General features: G+C 72.9%; 19 protein-coding genes. 11 read left to right on the forward strand and 8 right to left on the reverse strand.

Annotated features, from left to right (window positions below):
* Positions 1–2: 2 nt before the first annotated feature.
* From AB0C04_RS10470 to nudC, 3 genes are all read left to right on the forward strand, one after another.
* Positions 3–1,313 carry a pitrilysin family protein gene (locus AB0C04_RS10470; RefSeq protein WP_357051330.1) on the forward strand — a complete coding sequence of 437 codons (1,311 nt, stop codon included), beginning with the start codon at positions 3–5 and terminating at the stop codon, positions 1,311–1,313.
* Positions 1,314–1,378: 65 nt separating this feature from the next.
* On the forward strand, positions 1,379–2,725 hold the full coding sequence (locus AB0C04_RS10475) for a pitrilysin family protein (RefSeq protein ID WP_357052222.1): 1,347 nt from the start codon (positions 1,379–1,381) through the stop codon (positions 2,723–2,725).
* Between the two features lie 52 nt (positions 2,726–2,777).
* A complete protein-coding gene (gene nudC / locus AB0C04_RS10480; protein WP_357051333.1) occupies positions 2,778–3,761 on the forward strand; it encodes an NAD(+) diphosphatase in 984 nt (327 codons plus the stop codon).
* A 100-nt stretch (positions 3,762–3,861) separates the two neighbouring features.
* Here the strand turns inward: nudC and AB0C04_RS10485 are convergent, their stop codons facing one another.
* The 3 genes from AB0C04_RS10485 to AB0C04_RS10495 form a co-directional block, all read right to left on the reverse strand.
* Positions 3,862–4,137 (reverse strand): hypothetical protein, encoded by a 276-nt coding sequence (locus AB0C04_RS10485; protein ID WP_357051336.1) that lies wholly within the window; start codon positions 4,135–4,137, stop codon positions 3,862–3,864.
* Positions 4,138–4,352: 215 nt separating this feature from the next.
* Positions 4,353–4,592: a DUF397 domain-containing protein gene (locus AB0C04_RS10490; protein ID WP_357051339.1), complete on the reverse strand. Its 240-nt coding sequence runs from the start codon at positions 4,590–4,592 to the stop codon at positions 4,353–4,355.
* Positions 4,593–4,663: 71 nt separating this feature from the next.
* Positions 4,664–5,644, reverse strand: a complete 981-nt coding sequence (locus AB0C04_RS10495) for a helix-turn-helix transcriptional regulator (protein WP_357051342.1) — start codon at positions 5,642–5,644, stop codon at positions 4,664–4,666.
* A gap of 45 nt (positions 5,645–5,689) precedes the next feature.
* On the opposite strand from AB0C04_RS10495, the gene AB0C04_RS10500 reads away from it, so the two are divergent.
* On the forward strand, positions 5,690–7,153 hold the full coding sequence (locus AB0C04_RS10500) for an MFS transporter (RefSeq protein WP_357051345.1): 1,464 nt from the start codon (positions 5,690–5,692) through the stop codon (positions 7,151–7,153).
* Between the two features lie 87 nt (positions 7,154–7,240).
* Here AB0C04_RS10500 and AB0C04_RS10505 read toward each other — a convergent pair whose 3' ends face one another.
* A complete protein-coding gene (locus AB0C04_RS10505; RefSeq protein ID WP_357051348.1) occupies positions 7,241–7,483 on the reverse strand; it encodes a mycoredoxin in 243 nt (80 codons plus the stop codon).
* Between the two features lie 93 nt (positions 7,484–7,576).
* On the opposite strand from AB0C04_RS10505, the gene AB0C04_RS10510 reads away from it, so the two are divergent.
* The 4 genes from AB0C04_RS10510 to AB0C04_RS10525 all read left to right on the forward strand — a co-directional run bounded on the left by AB0C04_RS10510 (position 7,577) and on the right by AB0C04_RS10525 (position 10,853).
* Positions 7,577–9,739: an ATP-dependent DNA helicase UvrD2 gene (locus AB0C04_RS10510; protein ID WP_357051351.1), complete on the forward strand. Its 2,163-nt coding sequence runs from the start codon at positions 7,577–7,579 to the stop codon at positions 9,737–9,739.
* Between the two features lie 124 nt (positions 9,740–9,863).
* The gene (locus AB0C04_RS10515; protein ID WP_357051354.1) at positions 9,864–10,118 is read left to right on the forward strand and encodes a hypothetical protein; all 255 of its coding nucleotides are present in this window, start codon (positions 9,864–9,866) and stop codon (positions 10,116–10,118) included.
* Between the two features lie 131 nt (positions 10,119–10,249).
* Positions 10,250–10,615, forward strand: coding sequence for a WhiB family transcriptional regulator (locus AB0C04_RS10520; RefSeq protein ID WP_357051357.1), 366 nt, complete (start codon positions 10,250–10,252; stop codon positions 10,613–10,615).
* 1 nt (position 10,616) lies between these two features.
* The gene (locus AB0C04_RS10525; protein WP_350871591.1) at positions 10,617–10,853 is read left to right on the forward strand and encodes a hypothetical protein; all 237 of its coding nucleotides are present in this window, start codon (positions 10,617–10,619) and stop codon (positions 10,851–10,853) included.
* 85 nt (positions 10,854–10,938) lie between these two features.
* Here AB0C04_RS10525 and AB0C04_RS10530 read toward each other — a convergent pair whose 3' ends face one another.
* From AB0C04_RS10530 to AB0C04_RS10540, 3 genes are all read right to left on the reverse strand, one after another.
* Positions 10,939–12,285 carry an AarF/ABC1/UbiB kinase family protein gene (locus tag AB0C04_RS10530; protein ID WP_350871593.1) on the reverse strand — a complete coding sequence of 449 codons (1,347 nt, stop codon included), beginning with the start codon at positions 12,283–12,285 and terminating at the stop codon, positions 10,939–10,941.
* Between the two features lie 145 nt (positions 12,286–12,430).
* Positions 12,431–13,483 carry a TOMM precursor leader peptide-binding protein gene (locus AB0C04_RS10535; RefSeq protein WP_357051362.1) on the reverse strand — a complete coding sequence of 351 codons (1,053 nt, stop codon included), beginning with the start codon at positions 13,481–13,483 and terminating at the stop codon, positions 12,431–12,433.
* Between the two features lie 204 nt (positions 13,484–13,687).
* A complete protein-coding gene (locus AB0C04_RS10540) occupies positions 13,688–13,855 on the reverse strand; it encodes a DUF5679 domain-containing protein (protein WP_012014940.1) in 168 nt (55 codons plus the stop codon).
* Positions 13,856–14,378: 523 nt separating this feature from the next.
* On the opposite strand from AB0C04_RS10540, the gene AB0C04_RS10545 reads away from it, so the two are divergent.
* On the forward strand, positions 14,379–14,912 hold the full coding sequence (locus AB0C04_RS10545) for a M48 family metallopeptidase (protein ID WP_357051366.1): 534 nt from the start codon (positions 14,379–14,381) through the stop codon (positions 14,910–14,912).
* A 105-nt stretch (positions 14,913–15,017) separates the two neighbouring features.
* On the forward strand, positions 15,018–15,626 hold the full coding sequence (locus AB0C04_RS10550) for a hypothetical protein (RefSeq protein ID WP_357051369.1): 609 nt from the start codon (positions 15,018–15,020) through the stop codon (positions 15,624–15,626).
* Positions 15,627–15,686: 60 nt separating this feature from the next.
* On the opposite strand, the gene AB0C04_RS10555 is transcribed toward AB0C04_RS10550, so the two are convergent.
* On the reverse strand, positions 15,687–16,979 hold the full coding sequence (locus AB0C04_RS10555; RefSeq protein WP_350871597.1) for a zinc-dependent metalloprotease: 1,293 nt from the start codon (positions 16,977–16,979) through the stop codon (positions 15,687–15,689).
* A 114-nt stretch (positions 16,980–17,093) separates the two neighbouring features.
* Here AB0C04_RS10555 and AB0C04_RS10560 point away from each other — a divergent pair, with 114 nt between their 5' ends.
* The gene (locus AB0C04_RS10560; RefSeq protein ID WP_357051372.1) at positions 17,094–18,107 is read left to right on the forward strand and encodes a PDZ domain-containing protein; all 1,014 of its coding nucleotides are present in this window, start codon (positions 17,094–17,096) and stop codon (positions 18,105–18,107) included.
* The last annotated feature ends 24 nt before the right edge of the window (positions 18,108–18,131 follow it).

The raw sequence follows: 18,131 nt of genomic DNA on the forward strand, positions 1-18,131 counted from the left end.
CCGTGGCGGCGCGGAGATCGAGAATTCCAGCGACGAAGTACCCGGTCGAGCGGTTCACCCTCGACAACGGCCTGCGGGTGGTCCTCACCCCGGACCGCAGCGCCCCGGTCATCGGGGTCGCCGTGGTCTACGACGTCGGCATCCGCTCCGAACCGGAGGGGCGCACGGGCTTCGCCCACCTCTTCGAACACCTGATGTTCCAGGGTTCGGAGAACCTGGAGAAGCTGGCCCACTTCCGGCACGTGCAGGGCGCCGGCGGCACCTTCAACGGCTCCACCCACCTCGACTACACCGACTACTTCGAGACGTTGCCGAGCAACGCGCTGGAACGGGCGCTCTTCCTGGAGGCCGACCGGATGCGCGGCCCCCGGCTGACCGAGGAGAACCTGCGCAACCAGGTCGACGTGGTCAAGGAGGAGATCCGGGTCAACGTGCTCAACCGGCCGTACGGCGGCTTCCCCTGGCTGACCCTGCCTCCGGTCATGTTCGACACCTTCGCCAACGCGCACGACGGCTACGGCTCCTTCGACGACCTGGAGTCGGCCACCGTCGCCGACGCTGCGGACTTCTTCCGGCGCTACTACGCCAGCGGCAACGCGGTGCTGGCGGTGAGCGGCGACATCGACGTGGCCGAGGCGACCGGGCTGATCGAGCGGCATTTCGGGGACGTGCCGGCCCGGCCCGCGCCGCAGCGCCCCGACTTCACCGAACCCGACCTCACCGCCGAGCGGCGCACCTCGTACACCGACCGGCTGGCGCCGCTGCCGGCGGTGGCCGGCGCCTGGCGGGTGCCGGACCCGATCACCGACTTCGCCGGCTACCTGCCCTACGTGGTGCTGGCCGAGGTGCTCACCGACGGCGACGCGTCCCGGCTGGTGGAGCGGCTGGTACTGCGGGACCGGGCGGTCACCAGCGTCGGCGGCTACCTGGGTTTCATGGGCGACCCCTTCGACGTCCGCGACCCGACAGCGTTGCTGCTCCAGGCGCACCTGCCGCCCGGCGGCGACGTGGACAAGGTCCTGCGTACCGTCGACGAGGAGTTGGACCGGCTGGCCGGCGACGGGTTGACCGAGGGCGAGCTGGCCCGCACCCAGGCCCGCATGGGCACCCACCTGCTACGCGACACCGACGCGGTGCTCGGCCGGGCGTTGCGGATGGCGGTGCTGGAACAGCAACGCGGCGAGCCCGGGCTGCTCAACGAGCTGCCTCGGCTGGTCGGCGAGGTCACCGAGGAACAGGTACGCGCCGCGGCCGCCACCCTGCGGCCGGAGGGCCGCGCGTCCATCGAGGTCATCGCGGGAGGTGCCCGGTGAACGCGAGGAGTGAGCCGGGTTTGCAAGCCCCGCAGTCGCGAACGAAGAAGGGTCAGGTGACGGCAATGGTTGAGCCGGGGCCGCGGACCCTGCCGCCGCTGGGCCCGAACCGCAAGCTCAAACTGCCGAAGCAGGCCGAGCGCACGCTGGCCAACGGCCTCACCGTGATCGCGGTGCGCCGCCCGGCGGTGCCGCTGGTCGAACTGCGGTTGTGGGTGCCGTTCGGGCGGGCCCACCTGGCCCGCGGCGTGATGCTCGCGCAGACCCTGCTCTCCGGGACGCCTGCGATGACCAGCGTGCAGATCGCCGCCGAGCTGCAGAAGGTCGGCGGCGGGCTCGCCGCCGGCGTCGACCCGGACCGGCTGATGCTCTCCGGCACCAGCCTGGTCACCGGGCTGGACCGGATGCTGGAGATCCTCGCCGCCGTGCTGACCTCGGCGAGCTATCCGAAGGACGAGGTGGCCACCGAGCGCGACCGGCTCGTCGACCGGATCCAGGTCGCCCAGAGCCAGCCCGCGCACCGGGCCCGGGAGGCCCTGCTCAAGCGGGTCTACGGCCGGCATCCGTACGCGCTCCAGACGCCGGAGCCGGAGCAGGTCCGCGCGGTCCGTCCGGCCGCGCTGCGCAGCCTGCACGGCGAGCGGGTGCACCCGGCCGGGGCGGTGCTGGTGCTGGTCGGCGACGTGCAGCCGGAGCGGGCGCTGGACGCGGCCGAGAAGGCGCTCGGCGACTGGACCGGCGGCGGCCGGGAGGTCGATCTGCCGCCCGCCCCGCCGCTGGAGCCGGGACCGCTGCTGCTGGTCGACCGGCCGGGCTCGGTGCAGTCGTCGCTGCGGGTGGCGCTGCCGGCGGTGCCCCGCACCCACCCGGACCACGCGGCGCTGCAACTGGCCAACCTGATCTTCGGTGGCTACTTCTCCTCCCGGTGGGTGGAGAACATCCGCGAGGACAAGGGCTACACGTACGGCCCGCACTCGCTGGTCGAGCACTCGGTGGCCGGGTCGGTGCTGGTCGCCGCCGCCGAGGTGGCGACCGAGGTGACCGGACCGGCGCTGCTGGAGACGACGTACGAGCTGGGCCGGCTGGCCTCGGTGCCGCCGAAGAAGGAGGAGCTGGAGCAGGCCCGGCAGTACGCGCTCGGCACGCTTCAGCTCGGCATGTCCACCCAGGCCGGCCTGGCCGCGTTGACCAGCGCGTACGCCGGCAACGGGCTGCGGCTCGACTTCCTGGCCGAGCACGGGGCCCGGCTGGCGAAGGCCACCGTCACCGACGTCGCCGAGGCGGCGGCCCGCTACCTCGCCCCGGCGCGGGCGGTCACCGTGGTGCTCGGCGACGCCGAGCGGATCGCTCCGTCGTTGGCCGCGCTGACCGCGGTCGACACGGCATCAGTGAGCGCAGCGACCGAGTCATGATGCGCAGCGCGGCGGGGTCTCGGGACGGCGCCGACCGAAGGGAGGGGTCGGCATGAGCGGGGAGATCGCGCCACCGCTGGCCCGCTCCACGCTGGACCGGGCCGCGCACCGCCGGACCGACCCGGTCTGGTTGGCCGAGGCGTGGTTGCGGGGTCGGGTGCTGGTGTTGGACTCCACGGCGGAGGGCCGCACCCTGATCCGCACCGAGGGCACCCCGCCGCCGGTGGTGCTGCTGAGCGCGGGGGAGCTGCCACCGGGCAGCGAGGCGACCGCGATGTTCCTCGGAATCGAGCCGGACGGGGTCCCGGTCTTCGCCGTGGACACCCCGCTGCCGGCGCTGCCCGGCACTCGTGCGGTCGGCCTGCGCGACGTGGGCCACCTGCTCAGCGACCGGGACGCCGGCCTCTTCACCACCGCGCTGGCGCTGCTCAACTGGCATCTGCGGCACGGCTACTCGTCGGCGAGCGGCGCGCCGACCGAGATGGACGAGGCCGGCTGGTCACGGATCGACCGCAACGGCGTGCGGATCTGGCCGCGTACCGATCCGGCGATGATCGTGCTGGTGCACGACGGGATGCCCGGCCCGGAGGGGCGGTGCCTGCTGGGCAACAACGCCGCCTGGCCGGGCACCGCCGGCGAGCGCCGCTTCTCCTGCCTGGCCGGTTACGTCGAGCCGGGCGAGTCGGCCGAGGCCGCGGTGCTGCGCGAGGTCTGCGAGGAGGTCGGCGTCGGGGTCGAGCGGATCACGTACGTGGGGAGCCAGGCGTGGCCGTTCCCCGGCTCGCTGATGCTGGGCTTTCTCGCCACGGCCGATCCGGAGCACCCGGTGCAGATCGACCCCACCGAGATCGCGTACGCCCGGTGGTTCTCCCGTCAGGAGATCGGCGCGGCGCTGGCCGGGCGGACGGTGGACGTCGGCGGCGGCGCCCGGTTGCTGCTTCCACCACCGTCCTCGATCGCGTTGTTCTTGATCCACCGCTGGCTGGACGGCTGGCTGGAACCGTCGGACGGAGCTGGACACGGTCCCGGCCTGTGACCGTCGTTGCCGCGGCGGTCACAGGCCGGGAACACGGACCGTCGTGGTCGGTGGGCGAGGAACACGGCGGGGGAGCCGGTCCGGCCACGACGGACGTCTCTCAGGTGGCGGTGCGATCCGGTCGGTGCCAGCGGCCGGATCCGGGCTCGCTCAGCGGCAGCACCTTGACCCGCTGCCGGCCGGCGCGTACCGCGCCCACCGTGGCGAGGGCCCGGGCCAGGATCAGCGCGGCGTCCCGGTCCTCGGCGTGCACGATCTGCCGGCGCGGCTCCGGCGCGGTCGTCTCGTCCCGCAGCCGATGACCGCCCGCCCAGGCGGCGGCGATGTCTCCGTCGGCGACGGAGCGGATGTCGGTGCGAACGATCAGGAACCGCATGAGGGTCTCCGATGAACCGCGACTGATGAGCCGGTGTGGAAGTTCCACGTCACTCTGTCGCCATGTTACGCCGCGTGTTCATCTCGGCAACTGAAACACGACTATCAGTGTGGAGCCTCGTCCGATCAGCGGATGCCTGATCAGCGGGGGCACCGGGGGCCCACATGCGACGGGGCCGCCGGCATCGCGCCGACGGCCCCGTGCCTCTCGGTGGGTCAGTCCAGATCGAACTGTCCCTTCTTCGCGCCGGTGATGAAGCCCAGCCATCCGGCCCGGTTGAACAGCAGCACCGGGCCGCCCTGGTCCTTGCTGTCCCGCAGCGCGACCGCCGCCGGTCCGCCGCCGAGCGGCGCGACCTCCACACAGTTGGAGGTCTGGCTGCGGGTGCTCTTACGCCACGGGGCGTCCGCCAGGTTCAGGCCGGGTACGGACGGCGTGTTGCGGATCTCGTTCATGGTTCTGCTCCATTCGAACCGCTCCGATGGGACGAGTGGTGTCGCACGCAGAACGGAGGGTCCCCCGTGGATCACCGTTCCGTCAGCCGCCCCGAATAGCGGCGGCGCTGGGTCGGCGCCGTTGCCGGCCCGTACGCCACTGTGGACGGGCCTCCCGCCTCGGTCAGCCGTCCCGCCGCGTCGATCAGCCAGGAGAGGGTGTCCGAGGCGGGAAGCGCCGCCGTGCATAGCCACTCGAACACCACTTTATAGCGATTTAGGCCGTTTGCCTCGGTCGACATGACGTCGGTGAACCCCCCTTCGATGGCGACCGTCTCCGGATCGAGGGGATCGGCGAACCGATAGAGGGAGAACGCGGTCGGTGGGAGGAACCAGTCGCCGATCGGCGCGTCCCGGAGCAGCACGTGCAGGGTGACGTTGGGCAGCAGCGCCAGCTCGCAGAGCTGGACCAGTTGCTCGTGGAGCACGTCGGGCGGGCCGGCCCGGTGGCCCAGCGCCGCCTCCTCCAGCACCGCCGTGTAGCGCGGCGCGTCGGGGGCCCGGGTCAGCAACGACTGCCGTGCCAGCCGGGCCTGCACCTCGGTCTCCGGCTCGTCGGTGGGCTCCGGGTCACCGGCGTCCGCCCCGACCTGGCGGGCCGAGACGATCCGCACCCGGGCGTAGCCGGGGGTCTGCAACAGCCCGGGCACCAGCACCGGGTTGTACTCGGAGATCTCGGCACAGCCCGCCTCGAGCTCGGCCCAGCTGCGCTGCTGTTCGGTCATCACCGGGAAGTTCTTCAGCCAGCCACGGATGTCGCCGGCCTCCTGGGTGATGCCGAGCAGTTCGTCGCGGAGCGCCTCGTCGGCGCCGTAGAGGTCGAGCAGGTCCCGTACGTCCTCCGGGTCGGGCCGGCTGCGGCCATTCTCCAACCGGGACAATTTGGACGCGGATGCCCAACCGATCCGCTCGATGACCTGGTCCCCGGTGAGGCCCGCGGCTTCGCGCAGCCGGCGCAGCTCGGTGCCCAACCTGCGACGGCGCAGGATCGGGCTGGGTGAGGCAGGAGGCACGACGACCTCTTTCCCGTCGGCCGCCGCAGACGCGACGGTAACTGTATGAAATTCGCCCCCCACCGTCAGTATGGACGGCGCGACCGGCGTCGGACGTTCCGGCGAGGGCGTGTCTTGCAGAAAAGAGGACCGTGGACTCTGTGGCCTCGCACGAACGGGGCCGCGAGGCACGCGCCACCCCGACCGCGCCCACCCTCGGGCGCACCACCGCAAGCCGGAGGATCCATGCGCACCGTCCTGCGCCGACCCGAGTTCCGCCTGCTCTTCGGCGGGCTGCTGGCCAGCATGACCGCGGAGTCGATCCTCCTGCTCGCGCTCGCCATCTGGGTGAAGGACCTGACCGGGTCGAACGGCATGGCCGGCGGCACCATCTTCGCGATCATCGCGCCGATGACCCTGGCGCCGCTGATCGGCTGGTTCGTCGACCGCTACCCGCGCCGGCCGTTCTTCGTGGTGGCCAACCTGGTGACCGCGGTCCTGTTGACGCCGCTGTTCCTGGTGCGGGATCGGACCGACGTGTGGATCATCTACGCGGTGGCCGCCCTCTACGGGCTCTCCTACCTGACCCTCAGCGCCGCGCTCAACGGGCTGATCCGTGAGCTGGTGCCGGTCGAGCTGCTCGCCGAGGCGAACGGCGTGCTGCAGACCGTACGCCAGGGGCTGCGGTTGATCGGTCCGCTGGCCGGCGCCGGGCTCTACGCGGCGGTCGGCGGCGGGATGTTGGCCGCGATCGGCATGGTCGGATTCCTGTCAGCCGCCGTCGTGGTGGCCGCGCTGCGCACGACACAGCCGGCGCCGCCCCGGGCCGGGCCGCGCTGGACCGCCGAACTCGGCGCCGGTCTGCGGCACCTCGCCGGCGAGCCGGCGTTGCGCCGGGCGCTGCTCGGCTACGGCTTCGGCTCGCTGGTGATGGGCTTCACCGAGTCGCTGATCTTCGCGTACGTCGACCACGGACTGCGCCGCGACGCCGCGTTCGTCGGCGTACTGGTCACCGTGCAGGGGATCGGCGGGCTGGTCGGCGGGCTCTGCTCGGCCGGAGCGGTCCGCCGCCTCGGCGAGGTGGGCACGCTCGCCGTCGGCGTCGCCTTCTTCGCGCCGGCCGCGTTGATGTTGGCGTACCCCGATCTCCGGCTGGGGACAGCGGCGGTGCTGCTGGCCGGCGTCTCGCTGCCGCTCACCATGGTCGGGCTGAACACCCTCGTCCAACGCCGGACCCCGCCCCGCCTGCTCGGTCGGGTCACGGCCGCCGCGGAGGCGGTGGTCAGCGGACCGCAGGCGGCCTCGATCGGCGCCGGCGCGCTGCTGGTCGGCGTGCTCGACTACCGACTGCTCTTCCTGCTGATCGGCCTGGCCACCCTGCTCGCCGGGGGCTACCTCTGGCGCGGCCGACACCTGAGCCCCCCGCCCCCACCCTCACCTGCCACTCCCCACATCCCGGCCCCCCGCCGCCCTTCCACGCCCGTCGATCATGAGGTTTTCGCCGCGACACGCCGGCGCCGAGGGCGATAACCTCATGATCAACGGTGGGTGGGGGTCCGGGAGGCACGGAAAAGGTGGCCGTCCGGGCGGACGGCCACCTTTTCTTCGGCGTACGGGTCAGGCGGCGATGGTGGCGAGGTGCTGCTTGACCTGCGTGATCGACGGGTTGGTGAGCGAGCTGCCGTCGGCGAAGCGCAGGGTCGGCACAGTCTGGTTGCCGCCGTTGACGCCCATCACGAAGTCCGCGGCCTCCGGGTTCTGCTCGATGTCGACCACCTCGTACCCGATGCCCTCGCGGTCGAGCTGCGACTTCAGCCGGTGGCAGTAGCCGCACCACGAGGTCGAATACATCGTCAGCATGGTCAGATCCTCCAACTGCTCCGCCCGGCGGCTTGCCGATCAAGCCGAGGCTAATCGCTGCAACGTCCGAGGCGGCTGCGAGAATTCCTGGCTGTGGTGGTTCACTCAGCGTCCGAGCGGGTGCTCGCCGGGCTGGATCCCGAGCAGCGCAGCGCGGTGACCGCGCCGTCCGGCCCGGTCTGCGTCCTGGCTGGCGCCGGCACGGGTAAGACCCGGGCCATCACCTCGCGGATCGCCTACCGGGCCCTCGCCGGGGAGATCTCCGCCCGGCATGTGCTCGCGGTCACCTTCACCGCCCGGGCCGCCGCCGAGATGCGAAGCCGGCTCAGCGTTCTCGGGGTGCCGGGTGTGCAGGCACGCACCTTCCATGCGGCGGCGCTGCGGCAGGTGCGCTACTTCGCGCCCCGGCTGCTCGACGGCCGGGCCATGCCCGAGCTGCTGGACAGCAAGGTCCGGCTGGTGACGCTCGCCGCCGCCCGGGTCGGCCTGCGTACCGACCGGGCCGCCGCGCGCGACCTGGCCGGCGAGATCGAGTGGGCCAAGTCGTCCCTGGTCGAGCCGGGGGAGTACGTGGTCGCGGCGGCGAAAGGGCTGCGCGACACCCCGCACGAGCCGGCGAAGGTCGCCGAGGTCTTCACCGCGTACGAGAAGATCAAGCGGGGCAACGGGGTGATCGACTTCGAGGACATGCTGCGCGCCGCGGTCTGGGGGATCGAGGAGCACGCCGACGTCGCCGAGCAGGTGCGCGCGCAGTACCGGCACTTCGTGGTCGACGAGTACCAGGACGTCAACCCGCTGCAGCAGCGGCTGCTGGACGCCTGGCTCGGTGGCCGGGACGACCTGACCGTGGTCGGCGACGCCAGCCAGACCATCTACTCCTTCACCGGGGCCACCTCGTCCTACCTGGTCGACTTCCCGCGCCGGCACCGCAACGCGGTGGTGGTCCGGCTGGTCCGCGACTACCGGTCCACCCCGCAGGTGGTCGGGCTGGCCAACGCGGTGATCTCCCAGGCCCGGGGCGCGGAGGCCCGACTGCGGCTGGAGCTGAGCGGGCAGCGTCCGCCCGGCCCCGAGCCCGAGCTGCGCATCTTCACCGACGAGCCGGCCGAGGCGAACGCGGTGGCCGCGCGCGCCCGGGCGCTCGTCGAGGCCGGCACCCCGGCCCGGGAGATCGCCGTGCTGTTCCGCACCAACGCCCAGTCCGAGGCGTACGAGAAGGCGCTCACCGAGGCCGAGGTGCCGTACGTGGTGCAGGGGGCGGAGCGGTTCTTCGAGCGCGCCGAGGTGCGCCAGGCGATGATCGCGCTCCGCGCCGCCACCCGCTCGATCCCGGGCGAGACGCCGCTGCCGACCGCCGTGGTCGAGGCCCTCGCCGCGGTCGGTTGGGCGCCGGACACGCCCCCGGCCGGTGGCGCCGCCCGGGAGCGCTGGGAGGCGCTCGCCGCGCTGGTGCAGCTCGCCGAGGAGTACGCGGCCACGCCCGAGGTGCTCCCGATCGGCGAGGCGGCGTCGGTGGAGCGCCCGGTGACCCTGGCCGGCTTCACCGACGAACTGCACCACCGGGCCAGCCAGCAGCACGTACCGACGGTGGACGGGGTGACGCTCGCCTCGCTGCACTCGGCGAAGGGGCTGGAGTGGGACGCGGTCTTCCTGGTCGGGCTCTCCGAGGGCACCCTGCCCACCACCTACGCGAAGACCGTCGAGCAGGTCGAGGAGGAGCGCCGCCTGCTCTACGTCGGCATCACCCGAGCCCGGGAGTGGCTCTGGATGTCGTACGCCGCGGCGCGTTCACCGGGCGGGCGGGCCCGGCGACCGTCGCGTTTCCTGCCCCAGCTGGACCGCTCCGGCGGCGTCGAGCGGGCCCGCGGCACGGGCCCCACCGGCCGACCGGAGCGCCGCCGCACCCAGATCGTCTCCTGCCGGATCTGCGGCGCGACCCTGCTCGCCGGCCCGGACCGCAAGCTCGGCCGCTGCGCGACCTGCCCGTCCGACCTGGACGAGGAGTTGCACGCGCGGCTGTGCGACTGGCGGCAGCGGGTGGCCGGTGCGCAGAAGGTCCCCGCCTACGTGGTCTTCACCGACGCCACGCTCACCGCGCTCGCCGAGCGGCGGCCCCGGCGCGCGGAGGAACTGATCGCCATCGCCGGAATCGGGCCCCGCAAACTCGGGCTCTACGGCGAGTCGGTGTTGGCCCTCGTGGGCGGCGCGACGGTCGACGACGTCTGCCCGGAGAAAACTTTCGAAATCTCGTCGTAAATTCGTTTGCCCTCGCCCCGTGGCGAGGAATAGCCTCAGGACACACCTCGCGAGCAGCGCCATTCCGGCTGCTCACGGGGGGCGAGACCCAGTCGATACGAGGAACGTGAGGGAGGTGGCACCCGTGGAGATCTTCACCTATGAGCGTCCGGCGGCGATGCCAGCTGCCTGCGCTCCGCTGTCGGCTGTCCGGGTGGCCCTTACCGCCGCACGACCGTCGGTTCCGCAGGTGCACCAGGTCCAGGTTCAGGCCGAGCTGAACCTGACCGTCGCGCCGGTCGGAGTCGAGGGCACCAGTGGCTTCACGGGCATGGGCATCAATGTCGCCAAGAAGCGCATGGATGTCCGCGGCGTTCCACCTCGAGGTAGACCGGTCTGATCACAGACCACCGGCTCACCTCGAGGCCGCGGAACCCGCTTACCGGGATCCGCGGCCTCAGTTTTTTGCCCCGCCGAAGTAGTCGGAAGTAGCGATCCACAAGATCGAAGTGAGAGAGAGGTGACCGGGCGATGAGTCTGGCGTTGGCCCCACTCGAGGTGAGCGTCGAGCTGGAGGCGAACCTGCCCTGCCGGAAGTTCGACCCCGACCTGTGGTTCTCCGACTCGCCTGCCGAGCTCGAGCTGGCCAAGTCGCTCTGCGGGGAATGCCCGCTGCGCGTCGAGTGCCTCGCCGGTGCGGTGGAGCGGGCCGAGCCCTGGGGTGTCTGGGGCGGCGAGATCTTCGAGCGTGGCGCGGTCGTTCCGCGCAAGCGGCCCCGTGGCCGTCCGCGCAAGGAGGACGTCGCCCGCGACGCCGCGCTGCGGGTCGAGGCCGAGGCGCGCCTGGCGGCCAGTGGGCTGTCCCAGGGGCGTAACGCGGTCCGGTTGGCGGCCTGACATGAACCCGATCCGTCCCAACTACGCCGGTGTCACGCCGGTAGCGAGCGAGAACACCATGCTGCACGTCCCGAACGGAGCCATCGAGATGCAACTACTCCACGAAGCGTTGTCCCGGGCTCGAATGCGCCGGCCTCAGGCCGGTCGTATCACCACGAGCACTGAGGCAACCCGATCCGCCCGTACCATCGCGCTGAACAGCCGCAAGCAGGCGGCGCGCGACCTGGGCCTTCTCTGACACCCACCGAACCACGAGGGGCGGGTGGCCGGTTCTCCGGCCACCCGCCCCTCGCGCGTCTCAACTCACGACCGCGCGCCGATGTTCAGCCGACCGGCGCGAAGCCCGGCAGCCAGCGTTCCAGGATGCCCCGGTACGGCGCCTTCGCCTCCAGCTGGCAGAGCACCCCGATCGACCCCAGGGTCACCCGGTGGATGAGCAGGTACGACGGGGGCAGGTTGAGCTGCCGGCTCAGCTGGTAGGTGGGGGAGCGGGGGCTGGCCAGCCGGGCGGCCTCACCCCGGAGCCAGGCGCGGGTGAACCGGAACTCCTCGGCCGAGATGGGTTCCAGCATCGGACGGATGAAGTCGAGCACCCCCTCGGCGTCGATCTCTTCCGTGGAGCCGATGAAGCCCTCCGCCCGTAGACCCGCGACCACCTCTTCGGCGTCGTTACGCAGGGCCAGCGCGGCGATCCGACCGATCGGCTCCGGAGTGCCCTCGGGCATCCGGGCCACCGCGCCGAAGTCGATCACCCCGAGCCGGCCGTCCGGCAGCAGCCGGAAGTTGCCCGGGTGCGGGTCGGCGTGCAGCAGACCGGCCCGCTGCGGCGCGGAGAGGTGCAGGATGGCCATCAGCCGGCCTGCCTCGTCCCGCTGGGCCTCGGTGCCCTCCCGGATGATGTCGGCGAGCGGCGTCCCCTCGACCCACTCGGTCACCAGCACCCGGGGCGCGGCGGAGACCACGGCCGGAATGTAGATCTCCGGGTCGTCGGCGTACGCGGCCGCGAACGCGCGCTGGGACTCCGCCTCCAGCTCGTAGTCGAGTTCCTCGGTGATCCGCTCCCGCAGCTCCACCAGGAGCGGCTTGACATCCAGCCCGGGCTGGATCGCCCGGAACATCCCGCCCAGCCGGGAGAGCTGCTTCAGGTCGGCGAGCAGGGCTTCGCCGGCGCCCGGGTACTGGATCTTGACTGCCACGTCCCGGTGGTGCGGCGCGCCCCCCGGGCCGTACCCCGGATCACGCCAGACCGCGCGGTGCACCTGCCCGATGCTCGCCGCCGCGGCCGGGGTGTCGTTGAACTCGACGAACCGGTCCCGCCAGTCGGGGCCGAGCTGCTCGGTCAGCACCTTGTGCACGCTGGCGACCGGCAGCGGCGGCGCGGCCTCCTGGAGCTTGGTCAGGGCCTGCCGGTAGGGCGCGGCGATCTCCTCCGGCAGCGCCGCCTCGAACACCGACAGCGCCTGGCCGAACTTCATCGCGCCGCCCTTGAGCTGGCCGAGGACGCTGAAGAGCTGTTCCGCGGTGCGCTGCTGGATCTCCGCGGAGATCACGTCGGAGGCGAGCCCGGTGACGCGCTTTCCCATGCCGAGGACGGTCCGGCCGGCGAAGCCGAGCGGCAGTGCGGCGAGCTTGGCGGTCCGGGACACGGCCCGGCGTGGGATGTCGGTCACCCGGTCATTGTTACCGACTTGGCCGGCCCGCGGCTGCTGAGCGGCCGGGCGACTGTCGTTTGGTCCGGACGCTCGGGCCGACACCGGGCGTCCCGGACACCACGACGGCCGGTACCCGGAGGTTCGCCGGAACACGGCGACCGGTTCAGCGCCGTCGGCGGGAGCATTCGCAGCCGGGGTGCGGCGGCCAGCTCCGGCGGCGGAACCGGCCGGCGCCGACGACCTCCACGGCTCCGCCGGTCGTCTCCGGGGCCCCGCCGTCGAGGTGCGCCAGCGCCTCCGCGACTGCGAATCCGACGGCCGCGAGCAGGGTGGCGGTGGCGCACGCCGGGGCCGGGCCGTCGCCGGTGAGCTGGGCGGCGAGCCGGGGCCAGTCCGGGTCACGGTCGGCCCGGTGCAGGTCGACGCAGTTCAGGCAGGGCCCGACCGGGGGCCGGACCAGGGGCCCGATCACCGGCACGTCCTCCCGCAGCGTGACCAGCAGGTGGGCCAGGCGGCGCTGGGCGTACCCGGCGGCGAGCAGGGCCGCCGGCCGGTCGGTGCCGAGCTGCACCGCCAGGTCGGCCCGGCCGCGGTGACCCCGGTGCCCGCCGGTGCCGGGGGCGGCCCGCTCGATCGCCTCCCGCACCGCGGTAGCGAGCGGGCGCCCGAGATCCGCGGCGGGGATGCCGGTGCCGACCAGGTCGGCCGGCTGCACCGGGCCGGCGAGTTCCGGCGTGACCTGGCCCACACCGGCCTGGGCGAGCGCCACGGCCAGCGCCGCGCCGGGCCGACCGGCACCGGTCACCAGCACCCGGGCCGCCTGCCGGCGGCGAAGCACCTGGGCCGGCGTGGCGGGCAGCCGCGCGGCGGCGAGGGCGAGCGCGCCGGCCTCGGCGCCGAGCCGGGCCCGGGTCGGCCCGGCCAGGTCGCGGGGCAGCAGGGTGTGCCGCGGCACGAGCAGGCCCGCGGCGCGCAGGGTGTCGAGCAGGGTACGGACCTCGTCGGTGCCCACGTCGGTGGCGACCGGGTGCGCCAGCACGCCGCGTTCGCTGCGGGTGCCGTCGAGCAGGTCCAACAGCCGGGCGGCGCGCGGGTTGGCGATCTCGAGCAGGACGGCCCGCTCCGGTCCGACGCCGAGCTGCAGCGTGTGCCGGTCCCGCCAGAGCCGGGTCAGACCGGGCAGCAGGGTGGGGCGGGGGAGTGCGACACGGGTCATGACAACGAATCGTGACCGAGTCAGTGCGCTCGGTCGATCGTTGTCCACAGGTGTGGAGGGCTCTGTCCAGGGCTGTCCACAGGAAGTCGCGGGTTATCCACAGCCCGCTGGGCCTCCTGTCCGGGAGGCGACAGTGGGCCCACCGTGACGACTACGGGGGAGGGGTGGCCGACGGCCACCCCTCCCCCGTACCCGCGCTCCGGGTCAGACCTTGGCCTTGCCCAGGATGCGGTTCACTGTTGTGCCGCACACCGGACACTTGCCCTTGGCCATGTTCATTCCGGTCTTCGAGACCTCGACGCGCCCCTCGAAGTCCCGCTTCTCCTTGCACTTGACGCAGTAACCGTTGTAGGTCTGGGCCTGGTCGGCCACGGTGCCCTCCTCGTCTCGTCCGCCGGCCGATGCCGTCCCGGCGGGTTGCCCGGCGGCGGGCCACACGGGGCGCCGGCGCTGGGTCTATCTCCGCGGTCACGCACGTGACCGCTGGTCCGCGGACCCTACCCAGGTCTGGGCAGTTCCATGTCAGCTGTGCATCGACACTGTGAGGAAGCCGACGACGAGAGTGTGCACGGCGAATAACGTCGGATAAGTCAGTTTGGCGGGGACACGCCGACCGAACTGGCCCAGATGCCCCCTCCGGGGGCCCCGGGTGCCGCCCGAGCGGGGTGATCACCTACCGTGGGGAGGAAGCGAAGATCTCCCAGGTGGCGACCGAGTGGGCCGCCACGAAGGGTGACGGTGACGCTTCGCGTTGGTCTGCCAAGAATTTTTTCGGGACTCCTGGCGACCAATCACCATCTTCCGGGCGCGTGTCGCAGGGTTGACCCTTCCGACCCCTGGTCACTACGCAGTAGCTTTCCCTCGTGGCAGCAAATCGAGGCTGCGCGGGTCTGTGATGGCAGGGGCGCGCAAGCCGGTCGTCGAGGTACGGCGCAGCCAGCGCCGGCGACGTACGGTGTCCGCCTACCGCGACGGTGAGCGGGTCGTCGTCCTGATTCCCGACCAGTTCTCCCGGGCCGAGGAGAGCGAGTGGGTCGACCGCATGCTGGCCCGGCTCGCCGCCCGGGAAGGGCGGCTGTCCCGCTCTGACGCCGAGCTGCTGAGCCGGGCCAACCGACTGATCAACGCCTACCTCGCCGAATACGGCCGGCAGGCCGTGCCGGCGAGCGTCCGCTGGGTGACCAACCAGAACGGCCGCTGGGGCTCCTGCACCCCGGCGGACCGGAGCATCCGGATCTCGCACCGGGTGCAGGACATGCCCGACTGGGTCATCGACTACGTGCTGCTGCACGAGCTGGCCCACCTCATCGTGCCCAGCCACAACGCCGCGTTCTGGGCCCTGGTCGGCCAGTACCCCCGCGCGGAGCGGGCCCGCGGCTACCTGGAGGGCGTCGCCGCGGCGGCCTGCGTCCCCGCCCTGGCCGACTGAGCAGTCCCGGGGCCCGGCCCGCGTCCGGTCGATCGGCTGGACCGGGTCTCGCGGTCGGGAGGGCGAGGGCCGGAGCGGTTCGGCGGGGAGGGTTAGGGTCGGGGGATGGTGCGGCGGGTGGTGGTGGCGTTGCTCGGGCCGGTGACGTGGGCGCCGCCCGGCGTCGAGCCGGGGCGGTGGCGTCACGCGCTCGCCGAGGACACCGTCGACCTGCTCGCCATGCTGAACGAGGTGGACACCGCGGTGGCCGTCACCCCGGCCGACCGGTCGCTCGCCGACGCGGTGACCTGGCCGGACATGGCCGTCTACGAGGTGCCGGAGCCGACGCCGAACGCGGTCTTCGCGGCGCTGACCGGATACGACCAGGCGGCCGTGATCACCGCCGACGCGCCTGACCTGCCCGGGCTCACCATCGGCAAGCTGCTCCGCCCGCTGACCAGTCGCCCGGTCGCGGTCGCGCCGGCCGAGGGAGTCGGCCCCGGGCTGCTCGGCGTCGCCGCGCGGCTGCCCGTACCCGACTGGTTGCCCGTGATCGACCTGGACCGGTCGCTGCCCACGACGGTCCGCGCCGCCGCCCCGCGCCCCGGCGACCTCGCGGTCACCCCGGCGTGGCGTCGACTCCGCGGCCCGGTCGACCTGGCCGCTCTCGACCCGGCGGTGGAGGGCTGGGAGACCACCCGCGCGCTGCTCTCCGGCGCCGGCCAGCCGGGCTGACCCACCGGACAGCGAACCGGCCGGCACCGCCGGAAGCGGTGCCGGCCGGTCGGGGGAGGGTCAGGAGCGGCTGTCGCCGTCGGTGTCGTCTGGTCGCTCCGGCTCGCCCGGCGCCTGCTCCTCCGGGCCGCCAGGTGCGGTGAAGTCGAAGGTCTCCAGCTCACCGAGGTCGAGCTGGGCCATCGCGAAGGCCACCGGATCGGCGAAGTCGTCCTCGGAGGGGAGCAGATCCGGGTGGCCCCAGAGCGCGTCCCGGCCGGCGATGCCGCGGTGCTCGGTGAGCGCGGCCCAGAGCGCCGCCGCCTCGCGCAGTCGGCGCGGACGCAGCTCCAGGCCGACCAGGGCGGCGAACGTCTGCTCGGCGGGACCGCCCGCGGCGCGGCGGCGCCGGAACGCCTCGGCGAGGCGCACCACGTTGGGCAGCCGGTCGCTGGCAGCGCTGTCCACCACGTGGCAGACCCACCCCTCGACCAGCGCCAACGCGGTCTCCAGCCGGGCCAGCGACGCCTTCTGGGCCGGGGTGTCCTCCGGGGTGAAGATGCCTTCCAGGGCGATCGCCTGCATCGACTCCGGATCGGTCGGGTCGACCCGGCCCATCGCCTCCTCGATCGCCTCCCGGTTGACCCGGATGCCCGAGGCGTACATCTCCACCGCGCTGAGCACGTGCCCGCGCAGCCACGGGACGTGCTGGAAGAGCCGTTGGTGGGCGGCCTCGCGCAGGGAGACGTAGAGGCGGACCTCGTCCTCCGGCAGCTCCAGGCCCTCGCCGTACGCCCGGATGTTGGCCGGAATGAGCGCGGCGGTGCCGGCCGGGCCGAGCGGCAGCCCGATGTCGCCGGCGGAGAGCACCTCGGCGGCGAGCGAGCCGAGGGCCTGGCCGAGCTGACCGCCGAAGAGGGCGCCACCGAGGGTGGCCACCATCGACTGCATCGGGCCGAGCTGGGCGCGGGCCTCCGGCGGCACCAGGTCGCCCATCGCGCCCACCATCCGGCTGGCCACCGGGTCGCAGAGCTTCCGCCAGACGTCGAGCGTCTTGTAGATCCACTCGTTCCGGTTCCAGGCCACCGAGGTCTGGATCCCGGACGGCAGGGCGGACGCCGGTTCGAGCCACAGGTCGGCGAGGCGCAGCGCCTCTTCCACCGCGTTGCGCTCGTAGGGCGAGACCGCCGGGTCGCCCGCGGCGGCGAGCTGGCTCGCCGCTACCTGCCGGGCCAGGTCCCAGTTGACCGGCCCGCTGCCCGGCGAGGAGAGCAGGTGCTGCAACTGCGACATGAACTGCTGCATCTGCGCCGGGTCGTTGGGGTCTGGTGGCTGCCCACCCGGGAGCGCGAAACCGAACGGAATATCAGGCACGAGCTCTACGGTACGCGCGCCACGCCCCAGGTCGTGTCGCTGGCGTTGCGCTGAGGGCGAAGTCGTTCCCGCGGGTTGCCGGAGCGGCGCCGACCGGTCGGTACGCTCTGCCGCATGAGACGTCGCGGCCTGACCGTCCTGCTCGGTGCCCTGTTCACCGCCCTGCTCAGCATCGGCGTGCTCGGTGCGCCGATCCCGTACGTGGTGCTCGGCCCCGGGCCGACGGTGAACACTCTCGGCACCGAGAAGGGTAAGGAGGTCATCCAGGTCAGCGGCCGGCCGACCTCCACCTCGGCCGGGCAGCTGCGGCTCACCACGGTCGGCGTGCAGCCCTCGGTCAAGCTCCGCTCGGCGATCGCCGGCTGGTTCTCCAAGGACGAGGCGGTGGTGCCCCGGGAGCTGATCTACCCGCCGGGTGAGTCGCAGGAGCAGGTCGAGCAGCGCAACGCCGAGGACTTCGCCGCCTCGCAGACCAGCGCGGAGACCGCCGCGCTGCGGGAGCTGGGCTTCCCGGTGCAGGTCGTGGTGAAGACGGTGGCCGCGGACGGCCCGGCGGCAGCGGTGCTCAAGCCCGGCGACGTGCTCACGTCGGTCGACGGCCAGCCGGTGCCGGTCGCCGCCCGGCTCACCGAACTGATCCGGGCCAAGCCGGCCGGCAGCGCGCTGACCATCGGGTACACCCGCGTCGGTGCGCCGGCCACCGCCCAGGTCACCAGCCGGGAACAGGACGGCCGGCCCCGGATCGGTGTCGAGATCGAGCAGCAGCAGCCGCACCCGTTCAACCTCAGCATCGCCCTGGAGGACATCGGCGGGCCGAGCGCCGGCCTGATGTTCGCGCTCGGCATCGTGGACAAGCTGACTCCCGCGGACCTGACCGGCGGCGCAGTGATCGCCGGCACCGGCACCATCGACGACGAGGGGAAGGTCGGCCCGATCGGCGGGATCGCCCAGAAGCTGGTCGGCGCGAAGCACGCCGGGGCGAAGGTCTTCCTGGTGCCGGCGGACAACTGCGCCGAGGCCGTTCGCAACCCGCAGCCGGACCTGCCGCTGCTCAAGGTCGGCTCGCTGGACGAGGCGCTCACCGCCCTCGAGACGCTGCGCGCCGGCGGTCAGCCGACCCGCTGCTGAGGCCGGCGGCCGGGGGTCGGACAC

The sequence above is a fragment of the Micromonospora sp. NPDC048909 genome, from assembly GCF_040649635.1.
Taxonomy (GTDB): Bacteria; Actinomycetota; Actinomycetes; order Mycobacteriales; family Micromonosporaceae; genus Micromonospora.

Bases quoted from the DNA above. Each gene is read 5' to 3' on its own strand.
- AB0C04_RS10475 (WP_357052222.1), top strand. From the start codon at position 1,379: ATGGTTGAGCCGGGGCCGCGGACCCTGCCGCCGCTGGGCCCGAACCGC.
- nudC (WP_357051333.1), top strand. From the start codon at position 2,778: ATGAGCGGGGAGATCGCGCCACCGCTGGCCCGCTCCACGCTGGACCGG.
- AB0C04_RS10485 (WP_357051336.1), bottom strand. From the start codon at position 4,137: ATGCGGTTCCTGATCGTTCGCACCGACATCCGCTCCGTCGCCGACGGA.
- AB0C04_RS10490 (WP_357051339.1), bottom strand. From the start codon at position 4,592: ATGAACGAGATCCGCAACACGCCGTCCGTACCCGGCCTGAACCTGGCG.
- AB0C04_RS10500 (WP_357051345.1), top strand. From the start codon at position 5,690: ATGAAATTCGCCCCCCACCGTCAGTATGGACGGCGCGACCGGCGTCGG.
- AB0C04_RS10505 (WP_357051348.1), bottom strand. From the start codon at position 7,483: ATGCTGACGATGTATTCGACCTCGTGGTGCGGCTACTGCCACCGGCTG.
- AB0C04_RS10520 (WP_357051357.1), top strand. From the start codon at position 10,250: ATGAGTCTGGCGTTGGCCCCACTCGAGGTGAGCGTCGAGCTGGAGGCG.
- AB0C04_RS10525 (WP_350871591.1), top strand. From the start codon at position 10,617: ATGAACCCGATCCGTCCCAACTACGCCGGTGTCACGCCGGTAGCGAGC.
- AB0C04_RS10535 (WP_357051362.1), bottom strand. From the start codon at position 13,483: ATGACCCGTGTCGCACTCCCCCGCCCCACCCTGCTGCCCGGTCTGACC.
- AB0C04_RS10545 (WP_357051366.1), top strand. From the start codon at position 14,379: ATGGCAGGGGCGCGCAAGCCGGTCGTCGAGGTACGGCGCAGCCAGCGC.
- AB0C04_RS10550 (WP_357051369.1), top strand. From the start codon at position 15,018: ATGGTGCGGCGGGTGGTGGTGGCGTTGCTCGGGCCGGTGACGTGGGCG.
- AB0C04_RS10560 (WP_357051372.1), top strand. From the start codon at position 17,094: ATGAGACGTCGCGGCCTGACCGTCCTGCTCGGTGCCCTGTTCACCGCC.